20 protein-coding genes are annotated in these 19381 nt (G+C 69.7%); 12 read left to right on the top strand and 8 right to left on the bottom strand.

The features are described 5' to 3' along the window. Positions 1 to 131: 131 nt before the first annotated feature. Genes QFZ27_RS23550 through melA form a run of 4 tightly spaced genes read left to right on the top strand, consistent with a single transcriptional unit; the run spans position 132 to position 4730 of the window. Positions 132 to 1070: a carbohydrate ABC transporter permease gene (locus tag QFZ27_RS23550; protein ID WP_429228902.1), complete on the top strand. Its 939-nt coding sequence runs from the start codon at positions 132 to 134 to the stop codon at positions 1068 to 1070. Positions 1071 to 1080: 10 nt separating this feature from the next. Then, positions 1081 to 1980, top strand: a complete 900-nt coding sequence (locus QFZ27_RS23555) for a carbohydrate ABC transporter permease (protein ID WP_429228903.1) — start codon at positions 1081 to 1083, stop codon at positions 1978 to 1980. Between the two features lie 37 nt (positions 1981 to 2017). Further along, a complete protein-coding gene (locus QFZ27_RS23560) occupies positions 2018 to 3346 on the top strand; it encodes an ABC transporter substrate-binding protein (protein WP_429228904.1) in 1329 nt (442 codons plus the stop codon). Positions 3347 to 3386: 40 nt separating this feature from the next. After that, entirely contained in the window at positions 3387 to 4730 is a 1344-nt protein-coding gene (melA, locus tag QFZ27_RS23565; protein ID WP_429228905.1) for an alpha-glucosidase/alpha-galactosidase, read from the top strand. Between the two features lie 168 nt (positions 4731 to 4898). Here melA and QFZ27_RS23570 read toward each other — a convergent pair whose 3' ends face one another. Then, complete coding sequence (locus QFZ27_RS23570; protein ID WP_429228906.1) at positions 4899 to 5813, bottom strand: LysR substrate-binding domain-containing protein; 915 nt, start codon at positions 5811 to 5813, stop codon at positions 4899 to 4901. 108 nt (positions 5814 to 5921) lie between these two features. Here QFZ27_RS23570 and QFZ27_RS23575 point away from each other — a divergent pair, with 108 nt between their 5' ends. Further along, a complete protein-coding gene (locus tag QFZ27_RS23575) occupies positions 5922 to 7220 on the top strand; it encodes an aspartate aminotransferase family protein (protein ID WP_429228907.1) in 1299 nt (432 codons plus the stop codon). A gap of 14 nt (positions 7221 to 7234) precedes the next feature. On the opposite strand, the gene QFZ27_RS23580 is transcribed toward QFZ27_RS23575, so the two are convergent. After that, the gene (locus QFZ27_RS23580) at positions 7235 to 7825 is read right to left on the bottom strand and encodes a hypothetical protein (protein WP_429228908.1); all 591 of its coding nucleotides are present in this window, start codon (positions 7823 to 7825) and stop codon (positions 7235 to 7237) included. An 81-nt stretch (positions 7826 to 7906) separates the two neighbouring features. Between QFZ27_RS23580 and pdxR the strand changes: the two genes are divergently transcribed. Then, positions 7907 to 9328, top strand: coding sequence for a MocR-like pyridoxine biosynthesis transcription factor PdxR (gene pdxR / locus QFZ27_RS23585; RefSeq protein ID WP_429228909.1), 1422 nt, complete (start codon positions 7907 to 7909; stop codon positions 9326 to 9328). Here the strand turns inward: pdxR and QFZ27_RS23590 are convergent. Then, entirely contained in the window at positions 9325 to 10248 is a 924-nt protein-coding gene (locus QFZ27_RS23590) for a DMT family transporter (protein WP_429228910.1), read from the bottom strand. The two genes, pdxR and QFZ27_RS23590, sit on opposite strands and share 4 nt — an antisense overlap. 100 nt (positions 10249 to 10348) lie before the next feature. On the opposite strand from QFZ27_RS23590, the gene QFZ27_RS23595 reads away from it, so the two are divergent. From QFZ27_RS23595 to ssuD, 3 genes are all read left to right on the top strand, one after another. Beyond that, positions 10349 to 11209 (top strand): LysR substrate-binding domain-containing protein, encoded by an 861-nt coding sequence (locus tag QFZ27_RS23595; protein ID WP_429228911.1) that lies wholly within the window; start codon positions 10349 to 10351, stop codon positions 11207 to 11209. A 262-nt stretch (positions 11210 to 11471) separates the two neighbouring features. After that, positions 11472 to 12425, top strand: coding sequence for an aliphatic sulfonate ABC transporter substrate-binding protein (locus QFZ27_RS23600; protein WP_429228912.1), 954 nt, complete (start codon positions 11472 to 11474; stop codon positions 12423 to 12425). A gap of 20 nt (positions 12426 to 12445) precedes the next feature. Next, entirely contained in the window at positions 12446 to 13603 is a 1158-nt protein-coding gene (ssuD, locus tag QFZ27_RS23605) for an FMNH2-dependent alkanesulfonate monooxygenase (protein WP_429228913.1), read from the top strand. Between the two features lie 367 nt (positions 13604 to 13970). On the opposite strand, the gene QFZ27_RS23610 is transcribed toward ssuD, so the two are convergent. The 3 genes from QFZ27_RS23610 to QFZ27_RS23620 all read right to left on the bottom strand — a co-directional run bounded on the left by QFZ27_RS23610 (position 13971) and on the right by QFZ27_RS23620 (position 15933). Further along, positions 13971 to 15017, bottom strand: a complete 1047-nt coding sequence (locus QFZ27_RS23610) for an aldo/keto reductase (RefSeq protein WP_429228914.1) — start codon at positions 15015 to 15017, stop codon at positions 13971 to 13973. A gap of 119 nt (positions 15018 to 15136) precedes the next feature. Further along, entirely contained in the window at positions 15137 to 15370 is a 234-nt protein-coding gene (locus tag QFZ27_RS23615; protein ID WP_429228915.1) for a hypothetical protein, read from the bottom strand. Continuing rightward, a complete protein-coding gene (locus tag QFZ27_RS23620) occupies positions 15367 to 15933 on the bottom strand; it encodes an RNA polymerase sigma factor (protein ID WP_429228916.1) in 567 nt (188 codons plus the stop codon). The genes QFZ27_RS23615 and QFZ27_RS23620 overlap by 4 nt, the downstream gene beginning before the upstream one ends. 117 nt (positions 15934 to 16050) lie before the next feature. Between QFZ27_RS23620 and QFZ27_RS23625 the strand changes: the two genes are divergently transcribed. After that, entirely contained in the window at positions 16051 to 17382 is a 1332-nt protein-coding gene (locus QFZ27_RS23625) for a protein-L-isoaspartate O-methyltransferase family protein (RefSeq protein WP_429228917.1), read from the top strand. Continuing rightward, positions 17309 to 17551: a hypothetical protein gene (locus QFZ27_RS23630; protein WP_429228918.1), complete on the top strand. Its 243-nt coding sequence runs from the start codon at positions 17309 to 17311 to the stop codon at positions 17549 to 17551. The genes QFZ27_RS23625 and QFZ27_RS23630 overlap by 74 nt, the downstream gene beginning before the upstream one ends. Before the next feature lie 38 nt (positions 17552 to 17589). Here the strand turns inward: QFZ27_RS23630 and QFZ27_RS23635 are convergent, their stop codons facing one another. Next, entirely contained in the window at positions 17590 to 18210 is a 621-nt protein-coding gene (locus tag QFZ27_RS23635; protein WP_429228919.1) for an FMN-dependent NADH-azoreductase, read from the bottom strand. Positions 18211 to 18357: 147 nt separating this feature from the next. On the opposite strand from QFZ27_RS23635, the gene QFZ27_RS23640 reads away from it, so the two are divergent. Then, the gene (locus tag QFZ27_RS23640) at positions 18358 to 18831 is read left to right on the top strand and encodes a winged helix-turn-helix transcriptional regulator (protein ID WP_429228920.1); all 474 of its coding nucleotides are present in this window, start codon (positions 18358 to 18360) and stop codon (positions 18829 to 18831) included. A 106-nt stretch (positions 18832 to 18937) separates the two neighbouring features. Here QFZ27_RS23640 and QFZ27_RS23645 read toward each other — a convergent pair whose 3' ends face one another. After that, on the bottom strand, positions 18938 to 19168 hold the full coding sequence (locus QFZ27_RS23645; protein WP_429228921.1) for a DUF1127 domain-containing protein: 231 nt from the start codon (positions 19166 to 19168) through the stop codon (positions 18938 to 18940). Positions 19169 to 19381: the final 213 nt, after the last annotated feature.

A 19381-nucleotide genomic window follows, 5' to 3' on the forward strand; every position in this document is an offset into this window, starting at 1 on the left:
GCTTGACAAGCCGGCCGGATCTCGTTTGACTATAACTAACACGTGTTAGTACGATAGTGACACGTGTCATCCGCAGACAGAAGCCCCGCTTCCAGGAGATGCCGGGGCCCGATCCGGGAGGATGGTCGAGGATGGTGGCAGCGGAATTGAGCAGGCCGGCGGCCGCCGCCGGCTGGCTGCGGTCCCGCCCGAAGCTGCGGGCGGCGCTGCAGCGCAACCTGACCGGCTGGCTGTTCATCCTGCCGGCGCTGATCGGCTTCGCGATCTTCTACCTGTACCCGACGCTGCGCGCGGTCGAGATCAGCCTGACCGACTGGAACCTGATGCGGGCGCCGAAATTCATCGGTTTCGACAACTATGTGAAGCTGGCCGGGGACCCGCGCTTCTGGCAGTCGGCCCGCATCACCATCGCCTATGTGCTGTACAACATCCCGCTGCAGACCGTGCTGGGCCTGGCCCTGGCGGTGATGATGGACCGGCTGAGCAAATCGGTGGCGGTGCGGGCGGCGGTGATCGCGCCCTATCTCCTGTCCAACGTCATCGCCGCGCTGATCTGGCTGTGGCTGCTGGATCCGCTGCTGGGCATGACCAACGCCTTCCTCGGGCTGATCGGCGTGCCGCGCCAATCCTTCCTGGCGACGCCGGACCTCGCCATCATGTCAATCGCCGGGATCAACATCTGGCGCCATGTCGGCCTCACTGCGCTGCTGTTCTACGCCGGGCTGCAGGCGATCCCGCGCTCGCTGTACGAGGCGGCGCGGCTGGAAGGGGCGGGGGAGTGGGTGGTGTTCCGCCGCATCACCCTGCCGCTGTTGCGCCCGGTGCTGGTGTTCGTGCTGGTGACCAGCGTGATCGGGTCGTTTCAGGTGTTCGACACCATCGCCGTCACCACCCAGGGCGGGCCGGCAAACTCGACCAGCGCCATCATCTGGTACGTCTACGAAAGCGCCTTCCGCTTCTCGAAGATGGGCTACGCCTCGGCGATGTCGGTGGCGCTGTTCGCTGTGCTGATCCTGATCACCATGCTGCAGATGCGGGCGCTGCGCGCCGGCAGCTCGGATCTCGAGTGAAGGACGGATCATGACCGCGACCTTCGCCCTGCCGCTGCCCTCCGTCCGGCGCCTGTCCTTCGGCCGCATGGTCGCCTGGGTGGTGCTGGCCGCCTTCATCGTCTGCTCGCTGTTCCCGCTCTGGATCACGCTTAAGACGGCGCTGGTGCCGAGCGCGACGCTGTTCGACCAGGCGACGCTGCTGGTGCCGGTCGAGGTGACCCTGGACAATTTCCGCCGCGTCCTGGGTCTGGCGCCGATCAATCCGGCGACCCCATCGACGCCGATCAACTTCGCCCTCGCGCTGCGCAACAGCCTGATCTTCACGCTGCTGACGGTCGGCGGGCAGATCTTCTTCTCGGCCTTGGCCGCCTATGCCTTCGCCCGCATCCGCTTCATCGGGTCGACGGTGATCTTCTACCTGTTCATCGCCGCCACCATGATCCCGGCGATCGTGCTGTTCATCCCGAACTTCGTGCTGATCCGGCAGCTGGGCTGGCTGAACACCTTCCAGGGGATGGTGGCGCCGACGCTGCTGATGTCGCCCTTCGCCGTGTTTTTCCTGCGCCAGTTCTTCCTGTCGACTCCGCGTGAGCTGGAGGAGGCGGCGCGGATCGACGGCGCCTCGCCGTTCCGGACCTTCTGGAGCGTGGTGCTGCCGGTGCACAAGAGCGCCATCGCCACGCTGGCGATCCTGCTGTCGATCAACGCCTGGAACGACTTCTTCTGGCCGTTCCTGGTCGGGCGTGATGCCGAGGTCCGGGTCATCTCGGTGGCGCTGTCCGCCTTCAAGACCCAGCAGCAGAGCGGCAACCCGGATTGGACCGGGCTGACGGCCGCCACGGTGCTGTCGATCGTGCCGGTGGTCGTCCTGCTGGTGCTGTTCGGCCGGCGCGTCGTCGAATCCCTGCAGTTCAGCGGGCTGAAATGACCCGCGGTGTCAACAACGAGATCGGAGGAGGTCTGAGATGCGCGTGACCCTGTCGAGGATCCTGCTTCTGTCGGCAACGACCGTTTCCCTGGCCGCGGCCGGCGCCGCCGCCCGTGCCGAGACCACGCTGAACTACTGGCTGTGGGACGCGCTGCAGGCGCCGCACTATCAGCAATGCGCCGACGCCTTCCACGCCAAGCATCCCGACATCACCGTCAAGGTGACGCAGTATGGCTGGACCGACTACTGGACCACGCTGTCGACCGGGTTCGTCTCGGGCGAGGCGCCGGACGTCTTCGCCGACCATCTGCGCTCATACCCCGAATTCGTCGCCAACGAGCAGATCATGGACCTGACGCCGTTGGTCGAGCGCGACAAGGTCGACACCAAGATCTACAGCCCCGGGCTGGTCGACCTCTGGACCCGGGACGGCAAGCTCTACGGCATGCCCAAGGACTGGGATACGGTGGCGCTGGTCTACAACAAGGACATGCTGGACAAGGCCGGGGTGACGGTCGACGAACTGCGCGCCGCGACCTGGAACCCGAAGGATGGGGGCAGCTTCGAGAAGATCCTGGCCAAGCTGTCGCTCGACGCCGACGGCAAGCGCGGCGACGAGCCCGGTTTCGACCCGAAGCGCGTGGTGCAGTACGGGCTGATCGCCCCCAAGATCGGGCCTGACGCCTATGGCCAGACGCAGTGGAGCTGGCTGGCCGTCTCCGCCGGCTTCAAGTTCACCGACGGGCCCTGGAGCACCAAGTATTACTACGATGACCCGGTGCTGGCCGAGACCCTGACCTGGCTGCGCGACCTGTGGCTGAAGAAGGGCTATGCCCTGCCGCAGAAGGATGTCGGCGGCCTCGGCGGCACCGCGCTGCTCGGCGCCGGCAAGGGCGCGATCGTCCCCGACGGATCGTGGAACGCGACCTGGTATGCCCAGAACGTGTCCTTCCCCTACGGCTTCGTGCCGCTGCCGAAAGGGCCGCAGGGCCGCAAGAGCATGTTCAACGGCCTGGGGGATTCGATCTGGACCGGCACCCAGCATTCGGACGAGGCCTGGGAATGGGTCAAGTTTCTGGGATCAATGGAGTGCCAGGGCATCATCGGCAAGGCCGGCGTCGTCTTCCCGGCGATCCCAGAGGCGGCGAAGATGGCGCAGGACGCCTTCGCCGCCCGCGGCCAGGACGTCACCGCCTTCACCAGCGAGGCGACGCCGGACCAGACCTTCCTGTACCCGATCACCGACTATTCGCCGCAGGTCGTGTCGACCATGAACGTGGCCTTCGACCGGATCTTCCTCGAGGACGTTCCGGTGGCGACGCTGCTGAAGGAAGCGAACGACCAGGTCAACGCGCTGTTCGAGTAGCGCGCTTTTCTCAATCCATCCGCCAACCGGGACTCTCCGCATGACTTCTCCCAAGATCACCTTCATCGGCGCCGGCAGCACGGTCTTCGCCAAGAACCTGATCGGCGACATCCTGTCCTATCCGGAGCTGGCGGATGCGCGCATCACCCTCTACGACATCGACCCTGAGCGGCTGGCCACCTCCGAGACCGTGGCCCGGCGCATCGCCGAGACGCTGAAGGCGCCGGCGACGATCGAGGCGACGACCGACCGCACCCGGGCGCTGGACGGCGCCGACTACGCCATCACCATGATCCAGGTCGGCGGCTACAAGCCCTGCACGGTGACCGATTTCGAGGTGCCGAAGACCTATGGGCTGCGCCAGACCATCGCCGACACACTCGGCATCGGCGGCATCATGCGGGCGCTGCGCACCGTGCCGGTGCTGCTGGCGCAGGCCCGGGACATGGAGCGGCTGTGCCCCGACGTGACCCATCTGCAATACGCCAACCCGATGGCGATGAACTGCTGGGCGCTGAACCGGGCCACCAGGATCAAGACCGTCGGCCTGTGCCACAGCGTGCAGGGCACTGCCGCCGAGATCGCCGAGGATATCGGCGTGCCGGTCGAGGAGATCAGCTATCTCTGCGGCGGCATCAACCACATGGCCTTCTACCTGAAGTTCGAGCGCGACGGCGAGGACCTGACGCCCCTGATCCGCAAGGTGGTGGAGGAGGGCCGGGTGCCGGAGTGGAACCGGGTCCGCTACGACATGTTCCTGCGGCTCGGCTACTTCGTCACCGAATCCAGCGAGCATTTCAGCGAATACGTGCCCTGGTACATCAAGCGGGGGCGCGAGGAGATCGTCGACCGCTTCAACATCCCGCTCGACGAGTACATCACCCGCTGCGAGCGCCAGATCGACAAATGGGGCGCGCTCAAGGCCCAGCTGCAGGACCCGTCGGTGCCGCTGGAGATCAAGCGCAGCGTCGAATACGGCTCGACCATCATCCGCGCCCAGGAGGCGGGCCAGCCGGCGGTGATCTACGGCAATGTGCGGAATGGCGGGCTGATCGAGAACCTGCCGGAAGACTGCACGGTCGAGGTGCCCTGCCTGGTCGACCGCAACGGGGTGCAGCCGATCGGCATCGGCCGGCTGCCGCCGCATCTGGCGGCGCTGATGCAGACCAACATCAACGTCCAGTCGCTGGCGGTCGAGGCGCTCATGACCGGCAACCGCGACCACATCTACCACGCCGCCATGCTGGACCCGCACACGGCGGCGGAGCTGGACCTCGACCAGATCTGGAAGCTGGTCGACGACCTGCTCGCCGCCCATGGCGAGTGGATCCCGGAGGCGCTGCGCCCGCCGGCCAAGGCGGCGCCGCTGCTGCGGGTGGCGTAGAGCTCACTGTGCCTCTCCCGTTTACGGAGAGGTCGGAGACGCGAAGCGGCTCCGGGTGAGGGTCCTTTGTCGAGGCCCGGGCCAGCCCTCACCCGGCCGTCCTTCGGACGTCCGACCTCTCCCGCCACGCGAGAGAGGCAACGCGAATAGTTGGCAGATGCTCAAGCATCAGCCGCCCGCCGCCGCGCTCTCCATCAGCCAGGCACGCACGATCGCCACGCCCTCCCTTCCGGCCGAGCCGCGGGCGACGCCCAGCCAATAGGCGGGCCAGGTCACGCCCAGCCCCGGGAAGGGGACGACCAGCCGGCCGTCCCGCAACGCGTCCTCGGCCAGCACGTCGGCCTCCAGCACCACGCCCAGACCCTTGACCGCTGCCTCGATCGCGACATGCGACGGGTCGAGCTGGATGGTGCCGGTGAAGCCGTCGTCCAGCGCCACGCCCTGACGGCGGAACCAGCCCTCCCAGGACAGGCGGTTGTCGCGGGTGACGATCAGCGGCAGCGCCGGCAGGTCGCGCGGGGAGCGCAGGTCGGCACGGGCCGCCAGGGCCGGGGCGCAGAGCGGTTGCACCGTCTCGGTCAGCAGCGGCACCGCCGCGGCGGGCGCGTGATCGCCGTACCAGATCGCCAGGTCGACCCCGTCCGCCTCGGAGCGGGTGCCGGTCTCGGTGGCGAGGCGGAGATCGGCATGGACCCGGATGTCGATCTCCGGGTGCTCGGCCAGGAAGGCGGGCAGGCGGGGCAGCAGCCAGCTTCCGGCCAGTGACGGCGGGGTGCGCAGCAGCACCACCTCGGATCGGCGGGCGCGCCGGCCGCGCCGCGCGACGGTCTCGACCGCCTCGGCCAGGGCGTCGAAGCTGCCGCCGATCCGGCCGAACAGCTCGGATCCCTCGGGCGACAGCACCACGCCGCGGCCGACCCGGTCGAACAGCCGCAGGCCCAGCCGCGCCTCCAGAATCCGAACCTGATGGCTCACCGCCGACGGAGTCAGCGCCAACTCCGCCGCCGCCGCCCGGAAGCTCTCCAGGCGGGCGGCGGCCTCGAAGGCCGCGAGCGCGCGCAGCGGCAGGGGCGATCGCTTCATCGCCCGATGAATGGTGAATCCTTCTCATGAGTCCAGAGAATTCTCTGCGTTTGCGGCAGGACGGGCCGGGGCGGAGGATGGCACAGGCCTTTCAGGGGGACTTTCGCCATGGACGCCATTCCCGCCGATCTCGACACCGCCTTCTGGACCCGCGCCCGGCGCCACCTGCTGCGCTATGGCGGCGACTTCGTGCCCTTCGTGCCGGTGCGGGCCGAGGGCGCGTTCCTCTGGGATGCCGCCGGCCGCCGGGTGCTGGACTTCACCTCCGGCCAGATGAGCGCCATCCTCGGCCATTCCCACCCCGAGATCGTGGCCACGGTGCGCGACGGCGTCGGGCGGCTCGACCACCTGTTCTCGTCGATGCTGTCGGCGCCGGTGGTCGACCTGGCCGAGGCCCTGGCCGGGCTGGTGCCGGGCCTGCCGAAGGTGATGCTGCTGTCGACCGGCGGCGAGTCGAACGAGGCGGCGATCCGGCTGGCCAAGCTGGTCACCGGCAAATGGGAGATCGTCGGCTTCACCCAGTCCTGGCACGGCATGACCGGCGCCGCCGCGGCCGCCACCTACAAGGCCGGGCGGCGCGGCACCGGCCCGCTGATGCCCGGCCAGTTCGCGATCCCGGCGCCGAACCCGTATCGCCCGCGCTTCCCCGGCATCGACTGGCGGCAGGAGCTGGATGATGCCTTCGACCTGCTGGACCGGCAGAGCACCGGCAACCTCGCCGCCTTCATCGCCGAGCCGATCCTCAGCAGCGGCGGCGTGCTGGACCTGCCGCCCGGCTATCTGGCGGCGCTGCAGGCGCATTGCCGGGCCCGCGGCATGCTGCTGATCCTGGACGAGGCGCAGACCGGCATCGGCCGCACCGGCGCGATGTTTGCCTTCGAGCGCGACGGCGTGGTGCCGGATATCCTCACGCTGTCGAAGACGCTCGGCGCCGGGCTGCCGCTGGCCGCGATGATGACCAGCAAGGCGATCGCCGCCGAGGCCGAGGCGCGCGACTTCCTGTTCTACACCACCCATGTCAACGACCCGCTGCCCGCCGCGGTCGGGCTGAAGGTGCTCGAGATCGTGGCGCGCGACGGGCTGGCGGCCCGGGCGGGCGAGGCCGGGGCGCGGCTGGCGGAGGGCCTGCGCGGGCTGCAGCGGCGCCATCCCTGCATCGGCGACGTCCGCGGCCGCGGGCTGCTGCTGGGGCTGGAGTTCACCGATGCCGGCGGACGCGACGCCGCCTGGATCTCCGACGCCGTCACCGACACGGCGCTGGAGCTCGGCCTGTCCGCCAACATCGTCCGCGCCGGCCTCTCCGGCGGCACCATGCGCATCGCGCCGCCGCTGACGGCGACCGATGCCGAGATCGACCTGGGCGTCGAGCTGCTGGACGCGGCGATCACCCAGGTCATGCGCACCTGACCTCCGGCGAGGCCTCAGCGGGACGTCCGCGTGTCGGTGGCGATCCAGTTCTCCTCCCAGGTCCGGCCGCCATCGGCGGAGAAGGACTGCACGAAACGGTAGACATCGGGCGCCATGGGCAGGATCTCGAAGCGGACCAGCACGGCGCGGCCGTCATCAAGGAAGTCCTCGCCCTGGAACATGCCGCGGCCATCGCTGAACCCGCCATACACCGGCGGCGTCAGCTTCCCGACCCGAGCGTTGGAGAAATGCAGGCTCCATTGCCCCGATTTCGGATTGTACAGGCGTAGGCTCAGGCCCTCGATGTGGTGCCCGCCGGCGCTGTCGGCTTCCAGCTCCAGCAGGTTCGCGCGGCCGTCCCAGACCTTGCGGACCGTCGAGGTGCCGTCGAATTCGAGCCATTGGTCCGGCGACTCGCTGAGAGGCTCCGCCAGCACTTTCATCTGCGTCTTCCAGGTGCCGATCTCGAAGTCGAAATCGTGCTGGCCATCAGGCGGGGCCGGCGGGGCGGCCGAATTCTGCGCCAGTGCCGCCGGCGGAAGCAGGAGCGCGCCGGCTAGCAGGAGGTGAAGGCTCGCGAAGCGTGGGTGGAGCGGTGCCGGCATGGGGCTCTCCCTGATCTTGATGGTGAGCCACGCTAGGCAGAGAGTGGTCATCTGAAAATTACCACTTTGCCCGCAAATGCCATGACCACTCTGCACCTGCCCCTCGACCGGTCCGGCACCCTTCCGCTGCACCGGCAGATCTATGACGGCATCCGCGGGGCGATCCTGGCGGGCGCGCTGCGGCCGGGCCAGCGCATCCCCTCCACCCGCGGCCTGGCGGTCGAGCTGGGCGTCTCGCGGCTGCCCGTGTTGGCGGCCTATGAGCAGCTGCTGCACGAGTGCTATCTCGATGGGCGGGCGGGGTCGGGCACCTATGTCAGCCAGGCGCTGCCCGACGAGCTGCTGGAATCGAGGCCGGCGCCACCTGAGGCGCGGCCCGAGCCCCGGGTCCCGCCGGAACGCGACTATGGCGGGCTGGCCCCGTTCCGCACCAGCCTGCCGGCGCTGGACCGGTTTCCACATGCGGCCTGGGCGCGGCTGGTGGCGCGGCATGCGCAGCGGCTGCCGCTGGCGCACATGGCCTATGGCGATCCGGCGGGGCTGCCGGCGCTGCGCGCGGCGATCGCCGGCCATATTGGCGCCGCGCGAGGAGTCCGATGCGATGCCGGGCAGATCCTGGTCGTCTCCGGCTCGCAGGCGGCGCTGCGCATCGCCGCCGCGATGCTGCTGGCACCGGGCGACGGCGTGGCGATCGAGGAGCCGGGCTATGCCGGCGCGCGGGCGGCCCTGGCCGCCGGCGGGGCGCGGCTGCTGCCGGTCCCGGTCGATCAGGCGGGCCTGGACATCGAAGCGCTGCACCGCGCCGGCCGGGTGCGTGCCGCCTATGTCACACCCTCGCATCAATATCCGCTCGGCATGTCGATGACCGCGGCGCGGCGGCTGGCGTTGCTGGATTGGGCCCGGCGCGAGGAGTCCTGGGTGCTGGAGGACGACTATGACAGCGAGTACCGTTATGTCAGCCGCCCGCTCGGCGCGCTGCAGGGCATGGATGCGCATGGCCGGGTGATCTATATCGGCACCTTCAGCAAGGTGTTGTTTCCGGCGCTGCGGGTCGGCTACCTGGTGGTGCCGTCGTCGCTGGTGGAGGATGCCGTTCGCGCGCGGCTGGCCTTCGACCTGTTTCCGCCCACGCTCTACCAGTCGGCGCTGGCCGAGTTCCTGGCCGAGGGGCATTTCGCCCGGCATCTGCGCCGCATGCGCGGTGTCTACCAGGCCCGGCGCGCGGCCCTGCTCGACGGTTTGGCGCGGCATTGCGGCGACCGTCTGGTCCTTCACAACGCCGATGCCGGGCTGCATGTCGCGGTGCTGCTGCCCGACGGGCGCGACGACACCGAGCTGGTCCGACGCATGGGCGAGCGCGGCCTGACGGCGACGGCGCTGTCCACCTGCTATGCCGGTCCGGCGCGGCGCAGCGGCCTGCTGCTCGGCTTCGGCGGCTCGGACGAGCGCCGGCTGCTGGAGGCGACGCGGGTGCTGGGCGAGGTCCTGCGGGCGCTCCGTTAGGTGGTGCGCCGCGCGGGGCGGGTGACCAGGCGGATGCCGAGCGCGATCGGCACCACGCCGAGCAGGTCGAGCGGCGGCACATGCTCGCCCAGCACCGCCCAGCCCAGCAGCAGCCCGACCGGCGGCACCAGGAAGTGCAGCGCGCTGGCGGTCGAGGCGCCGAGCCGGTCCAGCATGTCGAACCACAGCAGGTAGCTGCACAGCGACACGGCGAGGGCGAGCCAGAGGAAGCCGGCCAAGAGCTCCGGCGTCCAGCGGATCGCCGACACCGGCTCCAGCGCCAAGCCCAGCGGCAGCAGCACGATGCCGGCCGCCAGCGTCTGGACCGCGGTGCCGTACCAGAGGTCGCCGGACGGTCCGTTCGAGGGCGGCGCGATCCGCTTGTACAGGATGGTGCCGGCCGACAGCGCGATCAGCGCGCCGAAGGTGAAGGCCACGCCGGCCGGCCCCTCGATGCCGCCGCCGAGACGGCTCTGCAGCACGATCCCGACGCCGACGATTCCGAGCGCCAGCCCGGCCAGCTTCGTGCCGGTCAGCCGCTCACCCAGGAGCGGCGCCGCCAGCACCGCGGTCAGCACCGGGTTCATGCTGATGATCAGCGCCGCGAAGCCGGAGGTCACGCTCTGTATCCCGAAATAGGACAGGGCCAGGTAGACCGCCATGGTGACGATGCCGAGCAAGGCGAAGCGCGCCACCGCGCCGGGGCCGAGGGTCCAGCGCCGGCCCGACAGCCGGGCCAGGCCGGCCAGCACCAGTCCGGCCAGCAGGAACCGCGTCGACAGCAGCAGGAAGGGCGGGGCATAGGTCACCGCCACCTTGGCGGCGGTGAAGGCCGAGGCCCACAGCACCACGAACAGGGCGGGGGCTCCCCAGCGAACCAGAGCGCTGCGGCCGGGGGCCGGGATCGAGGCGGCGTGCATGGTCGATCTCCTTCGGATCGGCTGCACCATAGAGACCGGCGTGACTATTTGGAAATTGAATGGTTAAATGGGATACAGTGGAAAAGCCGATAGGTGTCCCATGCTCGACCTCGACCTGCTGCGCAGCTTCGTCTCCGTGGTCGATGCCGGCGGCTTTACCCGTGCCGGCGAGCGGGTGCACCGCACCCAATCCACTGTCAGCCAACAGATTCGCAAGCTCGAGGACTCGGTCGGCCGGCCGCTGCTGCACCGCCAGGGGCGGGGGGTGGCGCCGACCGAGGAGGGCGAGCGGCTGCTCGGCTACGCCCGCCGCCTGCTGGCGCTGAGCGACGAGGCCGAGGATGCGCTGCGCCGGCCGGACGGGCTGGCGGTGGTTCGGGTCGGGCTGGGCGAGGACTTTGCGGCCGAGCGGCTGACCGAGGCGCTGTCCGGCCTGGCCCGGCTGCGCCCGGCGCTGCGGCTCGACGTCCGCTGCGACGCGGGGTCGGAGCTGCGCCGCGCCTTCGGCCAGGGCGAGCTCGACATCGCCGTGATCAAGCGCGATTCCGGCTTCGGCACCGCCGTCGCCGCCTGGCCCGAACGGCTGGTCTGGGTCGCCAGCCGCCGCCACGGCGTGCCGGAGGTCGACCCGGTGCCGCTGGTCGCCTATGGCCAGGGCTGCATCTACCGGGCCCGGGCGATCCACTCGCTGGAAAGCGCCGGGCGGCGCTGGCGCATCGCCTTCACCGGCTCGAACCTGCCGTCGGTGCAGGCCGCGATCGCCTGCGGCTTCGGCATCGGCATCCTGGTGGCGCGGTCGGTGCGCGACGACCTCCGCATCCTGCGGCCGGAGGAAGGGTTCCCGGCGGTCCCGCCCAGCGAGCTCGCCGTCATGCTGCAGCCCGGCGCATCCCCGGCCGTGCGGATCGTGGCCGAGCAACTCGCCGAAAGCTGCGCCGAGGAACGGCCCGAGGCGGCGTGACCACAGGCAGGGGCGGGGTTCGCCCCGCAATTCCCTGCTGTCATGCCCGGGCTTGACCCGGGCATCCAGCGGATGTCGACGCTCTCTGGATTGCCGGGTCAAGCCCGGCAATGACCGGGGGAGGGATCGCGCGGGTATCGGAATTTGCATTATATACATAAAAATACTGCTATATAAAATAAACAACATACCGTATCTAAAATCGTGTTGACGTACTCCACAAACGGCTGAGAATTATCCGCCCCATCCCGGAGGACCGGACATGCTCTCCCGCCGTACCTTGCTGTCGACCACCCTGGCCCTGGCCGCTGCCGCGCCTCTGGCCTGCCGCGCGGCCGGGGCGGAGGAGGCGCCGAAAGCCATCCGTATCGGCTACCAGAAGAACGGCATTCTGCTGGTCGCCAAGACCCGCAAGTCGCTGGATCAGCATTTCGCCCCGCAGGGCATCGCGGTCGAATGGATCGAGTTCGCCTTCGGCCCGCCGCTGCTGGAGGCGCTGAACGCCGGCAGCATCGATTTCGGCGCCACCGGCGACACCCCGCCGATCTTCGCCCAGGCGGCACAGGCCGAGCTGGTCTACGCCGCGGCCCAGCCGACCGAGGGCAAGGGCGTGGCCCTGATCGTCCCGAAGGAATCGGCGGCGAAGTCCGTCGCGGATGTGAAGGGGCTGCGCGTCGGTGTCGGCAAGGGCTCCAGCGCCCACAACTTCCTGGTCGGGGCGCTGCAGAAGGCGGGGCTCGGCTGGCAGGACATCACGCCGGTCTACCTTGCCCCGGCCGATGCCCGCGCCGCCTTCGCCGGCGGCAGCCTGGACGCCTGGTCGATCTGGGACCCGTACTATGCCATCGCCGAGCTTGAAGAAGAGGCGCGGGTGCTGGCGACCTCGGCCGATGTCGAGCCGCAGAACTCCTTCTTCCTCGCCTCCAAGGCCTTCGCTGCGGACCATTCCGCCGCGCTGCGCAGCCTGGTCGCGGCGCTGGGCGAGGTCGGCGCCTGGGCCGATGCCCACCACGCCGAAGTGGCGCAACTGTTCGCCGACGAGACCGGCATCAGCCTGGCGGCGGAGCAGCGCGCGGTCGATCGCGCCACCTTCCGGATCATTCCGCTGACCGAGGAGATCGCGGCCCAGCAGCAGAAGATCGCCGACCGCTTCGCCGCGCTGGGGCTGATCCCGGCGCCGATCGCGATCCGCGACATCGTCTGGACCGGCGCCTGACCACAGCAGGAATTCATCCCATGTCCGACACCCGCAAGCCGCTCGACCTGTTCTGGTTCATCCCAACCAGCGGCGACGGTCCCTATCTCGGCACCCAGGACCGGCACCGCCCGGCCGAGTTCCGCTACCTGCGCGAGATCGCCACCGCGGTCGACCGGCTGGGCTACAAGGGCGTGCTGCTGCCGACGGGCCGCGGCTGCGAGGATGCCTGGATCACCGCCACGGCGCTGGCCACGGCGACCGAGCGGCTGCGCTTCCTGGTGGCGCTCCGCCCCGGCGTGGCGACGCCCGCCTTCTTCGCCCGGCAGGCCGCGGCGCTGGACCGGATCAGCAACGGCCGGCTGCTGCTCAACGTCGTGGTCGGCGGCGACCCGGCCGAGCTGGCCGGCGACGGCGTCTTCCTCGACCACGACACGCGCTATGCCCAGGCGGCGGAGTTCCTGACCATCTGGCGCCGCCTGCTGGCCGGCGAGACGGTCGATTTCGACGGCGACTTCCTGAAGGTGAAGGGTGGCAAGCTGTCCTTCCCGCCGGTGCAGCGGCCGCATCCGCCGCTGTGGTTCGGCGGCTCCTCCGACGCGGCGCTCGACCTCGCCGCCGACCAGGTCGAGACCTACCTGACCTGGGGTGAGCCGCTCGACCAGGTGGCCGGAAAGATCGAGGCGGCCAAGGCGCGCGCGGCGGCCCGCGGCCGCACGCTCCGCTTCGGCATGCGCATCCACCTGATCGTGCGCGAGACCGAGGAGGAGGCCTGGCGCGTGGCGGAGCGGCTGATCCGCGACGTCTCCGACGACGCCATCGCCGAGGCCCAGAAGAAGCTGGCCGACGGGTCGGATTCGGTCGGGCAGAAGCGGATGACGGCGCTGCATGGCGGCCGGCGCGACAAGCTGCTGGTCGGGCCGAACCTGTGGGCCGGCATCGGCCTGGTGCGGCGCGGCGCCGGCACCGCTCTGGTCGGCGACCCGGCGACCGTGGCGGCGCGGCTGCGCGAATACCAGGACCTCGGCATCGAGACCATCATCGCTTCCGGCTACCCGCATCTGGAGGAGGCATACAACGTCGCCGAGCTGCTGTTCCCGGCCCTCGGCATCGGCGCCGAGCAGGCGGGCGCGCATGAGCTGCATCCCGGCGAGTTCGGCACCGTCACCGGCCGGCCGGAGCTGACCGCGGTGTCGTAGGGGCGGCCGGCCGTAGATAGGTCGGCCTCCCATCCCCCATCTGTCATGCCCGGGCTTGACCCACGGCTGTCCGGTTATGGAAAAATCGCAACCACAGCGTGTTTATCCTAGGACGGCATTCTATTTTATTGTCATCCTCGGGCTTGACCCGAGGATCCAGGGGCTTTCAAAGCAGTTCTCGATGGCCCCTGGGATTGCCGGGTCAAGCCCGGGAATGACAATAAAAGTTTAGGTCAGCGCCTAGATCTGCAACCCAAAAAGCTTAAGCGGACAGCCGTGGGCTTGACCCGGACATCCAGAGACTGTCGACGCCCACTGGATTTGCCGGGTCAAGCCCGGCAATGACAGAAAGGGAAAGCGCGCCCGCTCACCCCTCCCGCTTCACCCAGGCGGTCGGCTTCGGGTTGCGCTCGTCGAAGCCGGTCTGGTGCCAGTAGGGATAGGCCGGGGTGCGGTGGCTGGCATCGTCCAGCAGCGCCACTTGCTCCGGCGTCAGGTTCCAGCCGACGGCGCCGAGATTCTGCTTCAGCTGCTCCTCGTTGCGGGCGCCGACCACGATGTTGGCGACGGTCGGCCGCTGCAGCAGCCAGTTCAGCGCCACCTGCGAGACGGACTTATTGGTTTCCTGCGCCACCCGGTCGAGCGCGTCGACCACGTCGTACAGGTACTCGTCGTCGACCGGCGGCCCGCCGGCGCTGCCGCCTGATGCGATGCGGCCCGCCCCGGCCGGCTGGCCACGCCGGATCTTGCCGGTCAGGCGGCCCCAGCCCAGCGGGCTCCACACCATCAGCCCGACCTTCTGGTCGAGGCCGAGCGGCATCAGCTCCCACTCGTAGTCGCGGCCGATCAGCGAGTAATAACCCTGATAGGCGACATAGCGCGCCAGCCCGTACTTCTCCGACGTCGCCAGCGCCTTCATCAGGTGCCAGCCGGAAAAGTTGGAGGCGCCGATATAGCCGATCTTGCCGCTGCGGGTCAGGTCGTCGAGCGCCCGCAGCGTCTCGTCGACCGGCGCGATCGCGTCGAAGCCGTGCATGAAATACAGGTCGATATGGTCGGTGCCCAGCCGCTTCAGGCTGGCCTCGCAGGCGCGGATCAGATGGTAGCGCGACGACCCCTTGTCGTTCGGCCCCGGCCCCGTGCCGAAGGTGGCCTTGGTCGAGATCAGCACCTGGTCGCGCCGGCCCTTCAGCGCCTGGCCCAGGATCTCCTCCGACGCGCCCTGGCTGTAGACGTCGGCGGTGTCGAAGAAGTTGACGCCGGCCTCGAGGCACAGATCGACCAGGCGGGTGGCCTCGGCGACATCGGTGCTGCCCCAGCGCTGGAAGAACTCGTTGGTGCCGCCGAAGGTGCCGGTGCCGAAGCTCAGCACAGGAACCTTGAGGCCGGACCCGCCAAGCTGACGGTATTCCATGCAGTCTCTCCGTTGGTGACGGTGTGTCGGGTTTGCGGCCGCAGGCTAGCAGCTTGGACCGCTTCCGCCAGACGGTTTGTCGCCGCGGGTCAGGCCTGTGAACTTCGCTCTTGGACCGATCAGTGCCAGCGTGGTGGCGGCAGCCAGGGCCGTGGAACAGGGGCAGCGGGAGCGGCCGGGGACAAAGCGGCCTCGGCACGCCGGATCACGCCGCGGACATCCCAGGCGTTGTAGGAGACGTTGCGCCCGGCCTTGGCGGCGGCCTGCCGGATCTCATCCTCGGGGGCGGCGGCGAGCTCGGCCTCCAGCGCGTCCAGCAGATCTTCGAGCGCATGGTCGGGGCGATGCGTCATGGCGACCCAATGAGGCCATGGCGCAGCAGCGCCCGCCTCATCCTCTTGCGCGTGGACTCGTATTCGGTCACGGACAGGCCCGCGCGCCGTCGGATCTCCCCGGCCGACAGGCCCTGGCTCAGCCCCAGGATGACGGCCAGCGCCGCCGGGTCGTCGGCGAACAGCCGGTCGATCGCCGCCAGGGCCTGGGTGGCGGCGGCGATGCGCTCCGGGTCCGGCGCCTGATCGCCGACCTCCGCCGCCTGCACAGACAGCGCGGCCGCCGTGGCGCGGTGGCGGCGCCAATGGTCGCTGCGCAGGCTGCGCATGATGCCGGCCAGGAAGGCGATCAGCGCCACGTCGGGCGGCCAGGGGCGGGAGCCGTCGAGGGCGCGCAGGACGGCCTCGTGCAGCAGCTCCTGCCAGTCCAGCCCCGGCAGGCCGCGGCAGCGCAGCCGCGCGATCGCCTGCAGCCGCAGCAGGTCCGGCTCCGACAGCGCCGCGAGCGCGCGGCGGAGATCCTGCTCGGTCCGGCTGACGGCCTGACGCGTGATCCACGGCTTGAGGGGCGAGGTGTCCTGCATCCGCTGCACTATGCGCACGCCGTGGCCGGGTGCGGACAGGCGCGATGAAAAATATCTCTTGTCCGCGGCTGGTCGGCTCCTGCGCATTCCTCGGCAGGCAACCGGACCGGAGGGATCATGGAGCCGGAGATCGAGGCGCACATCACCCGCTTCCTGGCCATGCTCGACACGGCCTTCCGCCGCCGTGGCGAGGACGGCCTGCCGGAGCGGCTCCGGGGAGCGGTGCGGGACGTGCCGCGGCATCGCTTCGTGCATCGGTTCCAGGCCGATCGGGCCGGGCCGGTCGAGGATTTCGCCGCCGAGCGCCATCTCGCCGCCGTCTACAGCGACCGGGTGCTGGCTCATTTCGGGCCGGACGACGCGGCGCTCGATTCGACCAACTCCCAGCCCAGCTATGTGCTGTGGCTGCTGCACCGGCTGGGGCTGGAGCCTGGGCATCGGGCGCTCGAGATCGGCTCCGGCTCGGGCTGGCTCGCCGCCGTGATCGGCCGGCTGGTCGGCGACGGCAGCGTTGTCGGAGTGGAGATCCTGGCGGATCTGGCACGGCGCAGCCGGGGCGACCTGGCGGCGCTGGGCATCGCCAATGTTGCGATCGTCGAGGGCGACGGCAGTGCCGGCCACGCCGCCGGGGCGGCCTATGACCGGGCCGTGATCACGGCCGCGGTCTGGGACCCGCCGGCGGCGCTGTTCGAGCAGGTGGCCGAGGGCGGCCGGCTGCTGCTGCCGATCGCGCTGGCAGGCGGCGCCGGCCGCGATTGCCATGTGGCGGTGCTGCGCCGGGACGGCGACCGGTTCCGGGCACTGGAGGCGGTCCCCGGCCGCTTCGTCCGCTTCACCGGCCCGGGGCAGGAGCGGGGCGCCGAGCGCCGGCGGTTCGACGAGCTGCCGTTCTGGCCCGGGATCGGCGCAACGCCGACTTCGCGTCGGCCGCTGTCGCTCGGGGCACGGGATCCGGCCCGCTTCGCGGGCGCGGCCTATGCCTTCCGCCTGTTCCTCGGCCAGACCGAGCCCGGCTTCACGGTGTTCGACGACGGGGCGGGCGATGACCTGGCGGCATCATCCTTCGGCCTGGTCGATGCGGCGGCCGGGTCGGTCGCGGTCTGCCGGCCCGGAATGCTGCTCGGCTACGGCTCGCCCGAGGCGGTGCGGCGGCTCGACGCCGCCTATCGCCGCTGGACGGCGCTCGGCATGCCCGGCCCGGCCGCCTTCGAGCTGGAGGTGGTGCGGGCCGGGCAGGCGCCGAAACCGGGCCGGGGGCTCTGGGTGGAGACACGCGGCACCAGCGCGCTGGTGTGGCGTTTGGCATCGGATCGGCTGCCCGGACGGAACCTGCGACGGTCCTGCCCGGACGACGCCTTTGTGGTAGGATCGCGCTATGAACCAGAACGTCGAAAGCGTGATCCTGGAACACCTGCGCCACATTCGGGCCCAGGTCGACTCGCTTCGTGAGGTGCAGTCCGAGCATGGCCGGCGGTTGCTGACGATCGAATCGGGGATCGCCTCTCTCCGACGCGAACAGGCCGGCGACGCCGAGACCGTCGTCAATGTTCAGGCACAGATCGACCGTCTGCGTGAAGAAGTCCAACGCATCAAGCGTCGGCTGGAACTTGCTCCCTGATCTCCGGGACCGGCCTCCTGCCGATCCCGGAGCCGCAATCACGCCGCCCGGGCCGTGATCGTCGAGACCTTGTCCAGCGCGCCCGCCACGGCCTTCTCCGCCACGTCGGGGCCGTAGGCGACGCCCTCGACCGCGATCGACTCGATATCGGTCACGCCCATGAAGCCGAGCAGGTGGCGCAGATAGGGCTCCTGGAAGTCGAAGGCCTTGGCCGGGCCGTCGGAATAGACGCCGCCGCGGGCTTCGACCAGATACGCCGTCTTGCCGTTGACCAGGCCGTGCACGCCGGTCTCGTCGTAGCGGAAGGTGACGCCGGCGCGCAGCAGATAGTCGAACCAGCTCTTCAGCGTCGAGGCGAGGCCGAAATTGATCATCGCCGAGGCGATGACGATGGTGTCGGCGGCGAACAGCTCCTGCACCAGCGTGTCGGACAGGGCCAGCGCCGCCTGCTGCGCCGGGCTGCGGGCCTCGGCCGGCTGCGCCTGGGCGGCCAGGAAGTCTTCGCCGATATGGGGCAGCGGCTGCGCCGCCAGGTCGCGGTGAACGACCGAGGCGCCGGGTGACTGCGCCTGCAGCCGGTCGACCAGGGCAGTCGCGACCTTGGTCGACAGCGAGGCGGCGCCGCGCGGGCTGGAGGTGACGAACAGAATTCGGCTCATCGAGAACGGGTCCTCATGGTCGAGGGGCAGGGGATGGGCCGGCCGGCCGATGGAACATCCCGGGGTTGATCGGACCTCGGGGTAGTCACATTTAGTGACTGGAGCTAAATTGATGACTGCCCGAGAGCCGCGCAAGGAGGCACATTCTTGGAACCGAGCAACAGCCATGACCCTGCCCACAACCAGTGCCGGGCGATCAGCGACGTGCTGGCCCGGATCGGCGACAAATGGACGGTGATGGTGGTCGGGTTGCTGGCGGACGGGCCGATGCGCTTCAACGAGCTGCGCCGGACCATCGGCGGCATCTCGCAGCGGATGCTGACGCTGACCTTGCGGGGGCTGGAGCGGGACGGGCTGGTGACCCGCACCGTATTCCCGACGATCCCGCCGCGGGTGGATTATGCGCTGACCGATCGCGGCCAGACCCTGATCGAGCCGCTGAAGCTGCTGTTCGCCTGGGCGATTGAGCACAACGCGGCGATCGAGCGGTCGCGGCAGGCCTTCGACGCGGCAAAGCCCGGCGCCGAGGTGCCGCATCCACCGCGCAAGGTTCCCGCTCTGGTGCGTCCGCGGTCGACGGCGATGTCCGATTTCGGCACGGACGGACGGAGCGGCGGTTAAGGCCGATGAATGGGCAAAGAAAAACCCCGCCGGCTTGCGCTCGGCGGGGTTTTTCGCGACCCGGATCCGGGGGAGGAGACGGACCGGGTGCCTCCGGTCGAGCCGATCACGCGGCGCGACGGATGACCGAATCTTCGTTCGCGGCGGCCACGGCCGGGCGCAGCACGGCGACGGGGGCCGGGGCGACATTGATGTCGCGGGCGGCGCGCGTTAGGCGCTCCGAGATGGTGCCGCGGTTCATGCCGATATCGGCCAGCAGGCGGTCATCGAGCTGCATCAGGGCAGCATAGGCACGACGACGGTCCCAGGCGGCGACAAGCTTGTTGATCAGGTTCACTTCAGCATTTCCTTCTTTACGTGCCGCGACCAGCGAGAGGTTCGCGGCGCGGTGTGCGTTGCTTTGCACGAGCCGATATATGCGCTTACCTTAGTCATGCATCCACCCCTGTCTATCGCACCGCAGCAATGCATGGCCTGCATTGCCTGACATTTGGGCGCCATCTCCGCCCAGCTTCCGCCTCGAATCCCGGAATTCGTCGCAATTCCGCCA

This window comes from Inquilinus ginsengisoli, from assembly GCF_050434925.1.
GTDB classification, from domain to species: Bacteria; Pseudomonadota; Alphaproteobacteria; order DSM-16000; family Inquilinaceae; genus Inquilinus; species Inquilinus ginsengisoli_B.

Bases quoted from the DNA above. Each gene is read 5' to 3' on its own strand.
- QFZ27_RS23550 (WP_429228902.1), top strand. From the start codon at position 132: ATGGTGGCAGCGGAATTGAGCAGGCCGGCGGCCGCCGCCGGCTGGCTG.
- QFZ27_RS23555 (WP_429228903.1), top strand. From the start codon at position 1,081: ATGACCGCGACCTTCGCCCTGCCGCTGCCCTCCGTCCGGCGCCTGTCC.
- QFZ27_RS23560 (WP_429228904.1), top strand. From the start codon at position 2,018: ATGCGCGTGACCCTGTCGAGGATCCTGCTTCTGTCGGCAACGACCGTT.
- melA (WP_429228905.1), top strand. From the start codon at position 3,387: ATGACTTCTCCCAAGATCACCTTCATCGGCGCCGGCAGCACGGTCTTC.
- QFZ27_RS23570 (WP_429228906.1), bottom strand. From the start codon at position 5,813: ATGAAGCGATCGCCCCTGCCGCTGCGCGCGCTCGCGGCCTTCGAGGCC.
- QFZ27_RS23575 (WP_429228907.1), top strand. From the start codon at position 5,922: ATGGACGCCATTCCCGCCGATCTCGACACCGCCTTCTGGACCCGCGCC.
- QFZ27_RS23580 (WP_429228908.1), bottom strand. From the start codon at position 7,825: ATGCCGGCACCGCTCCACCCACGCTTCGCGAGCCTTCACCTCCTGCTA.
- pdxR (WP_429228909.1), top strand. From the start codon at position 7,907: ATGACCACTCTGCACCTGCCCCTCGACCGGTCCGGCACCCTTCCGCTG.
- QFZ27_RS23590 (WP_429228910.1), bottom strand. From the start codon at position 10,248: ATGCACGCCGCCTCGATCCCGGCCCCCGGCCGCAGCGCTCTGGTTCGC.
- QFZ27_RS23595 (WP_429228911.1), top strand. From the start codon at position 10,349: ATGCTCGACCTCGACCTGCTGCGCAGCTTCGTCTCCGTGGTCGATGCC.
- QFZ27_RS23600 (WP_429228912.1), top strand. From the start codon at position 11,472: ATGCTCTCCCGCCGTACCTTGCTGTCGACCACCCTGGCCCTGGCCGCT.
- ssuD (WP_429228913.1), top strand. From the start codon at position 12,446: ATGTCCGACACCCGCAAGCCGCTCGACCTGTTCTGGTTCATCCCAACC.
- QFZ27_RS23610 (WP_429228914.1), bottom strand. From the start codon at position 15,017: ATGGAATACCGTCAGCTTGGCGGGTCCGGCCTCAAGGTTCCTGTGCTG.
- QFZ27_RS23615 (WP_429228915.1), bottom strand. From the start codon at position 15,370: ATGACGCATCGCCCCGACCATGCGCTCGAAGATCTGCTGGACGCGCTG.
- QFZ27_RS23620 (WP_429228916.1), bottom strand. From the start codon at position 15,933: ATGCAGGACACCTCGCCCCTCAAGCCGTGGATCACGCGTCAGGCCGTC.
- QFZ27_RS23625 (WP_429228917.1), top strand. From the start codon at position 16,051: ATGGAGCCGGAGATCGAGGCGCACATCACCCGCTTCCTGGCCATGCTC.
- QFZ27_RS23630 (WP_429228918.1), top strand. From the start codon at position 17,309: ATGAACCAGAACGTCGAAAGCGTGATCCTGGAACACCTGCGCCACATT.
- QFZ27_RS23635 (WP_429228919.1), bottom strand. From the start codon at position 18,210: ATGAGCCGAATTCTGTTCGTCACCTCCAGCCCGCGCGGCGCCGCCTCG.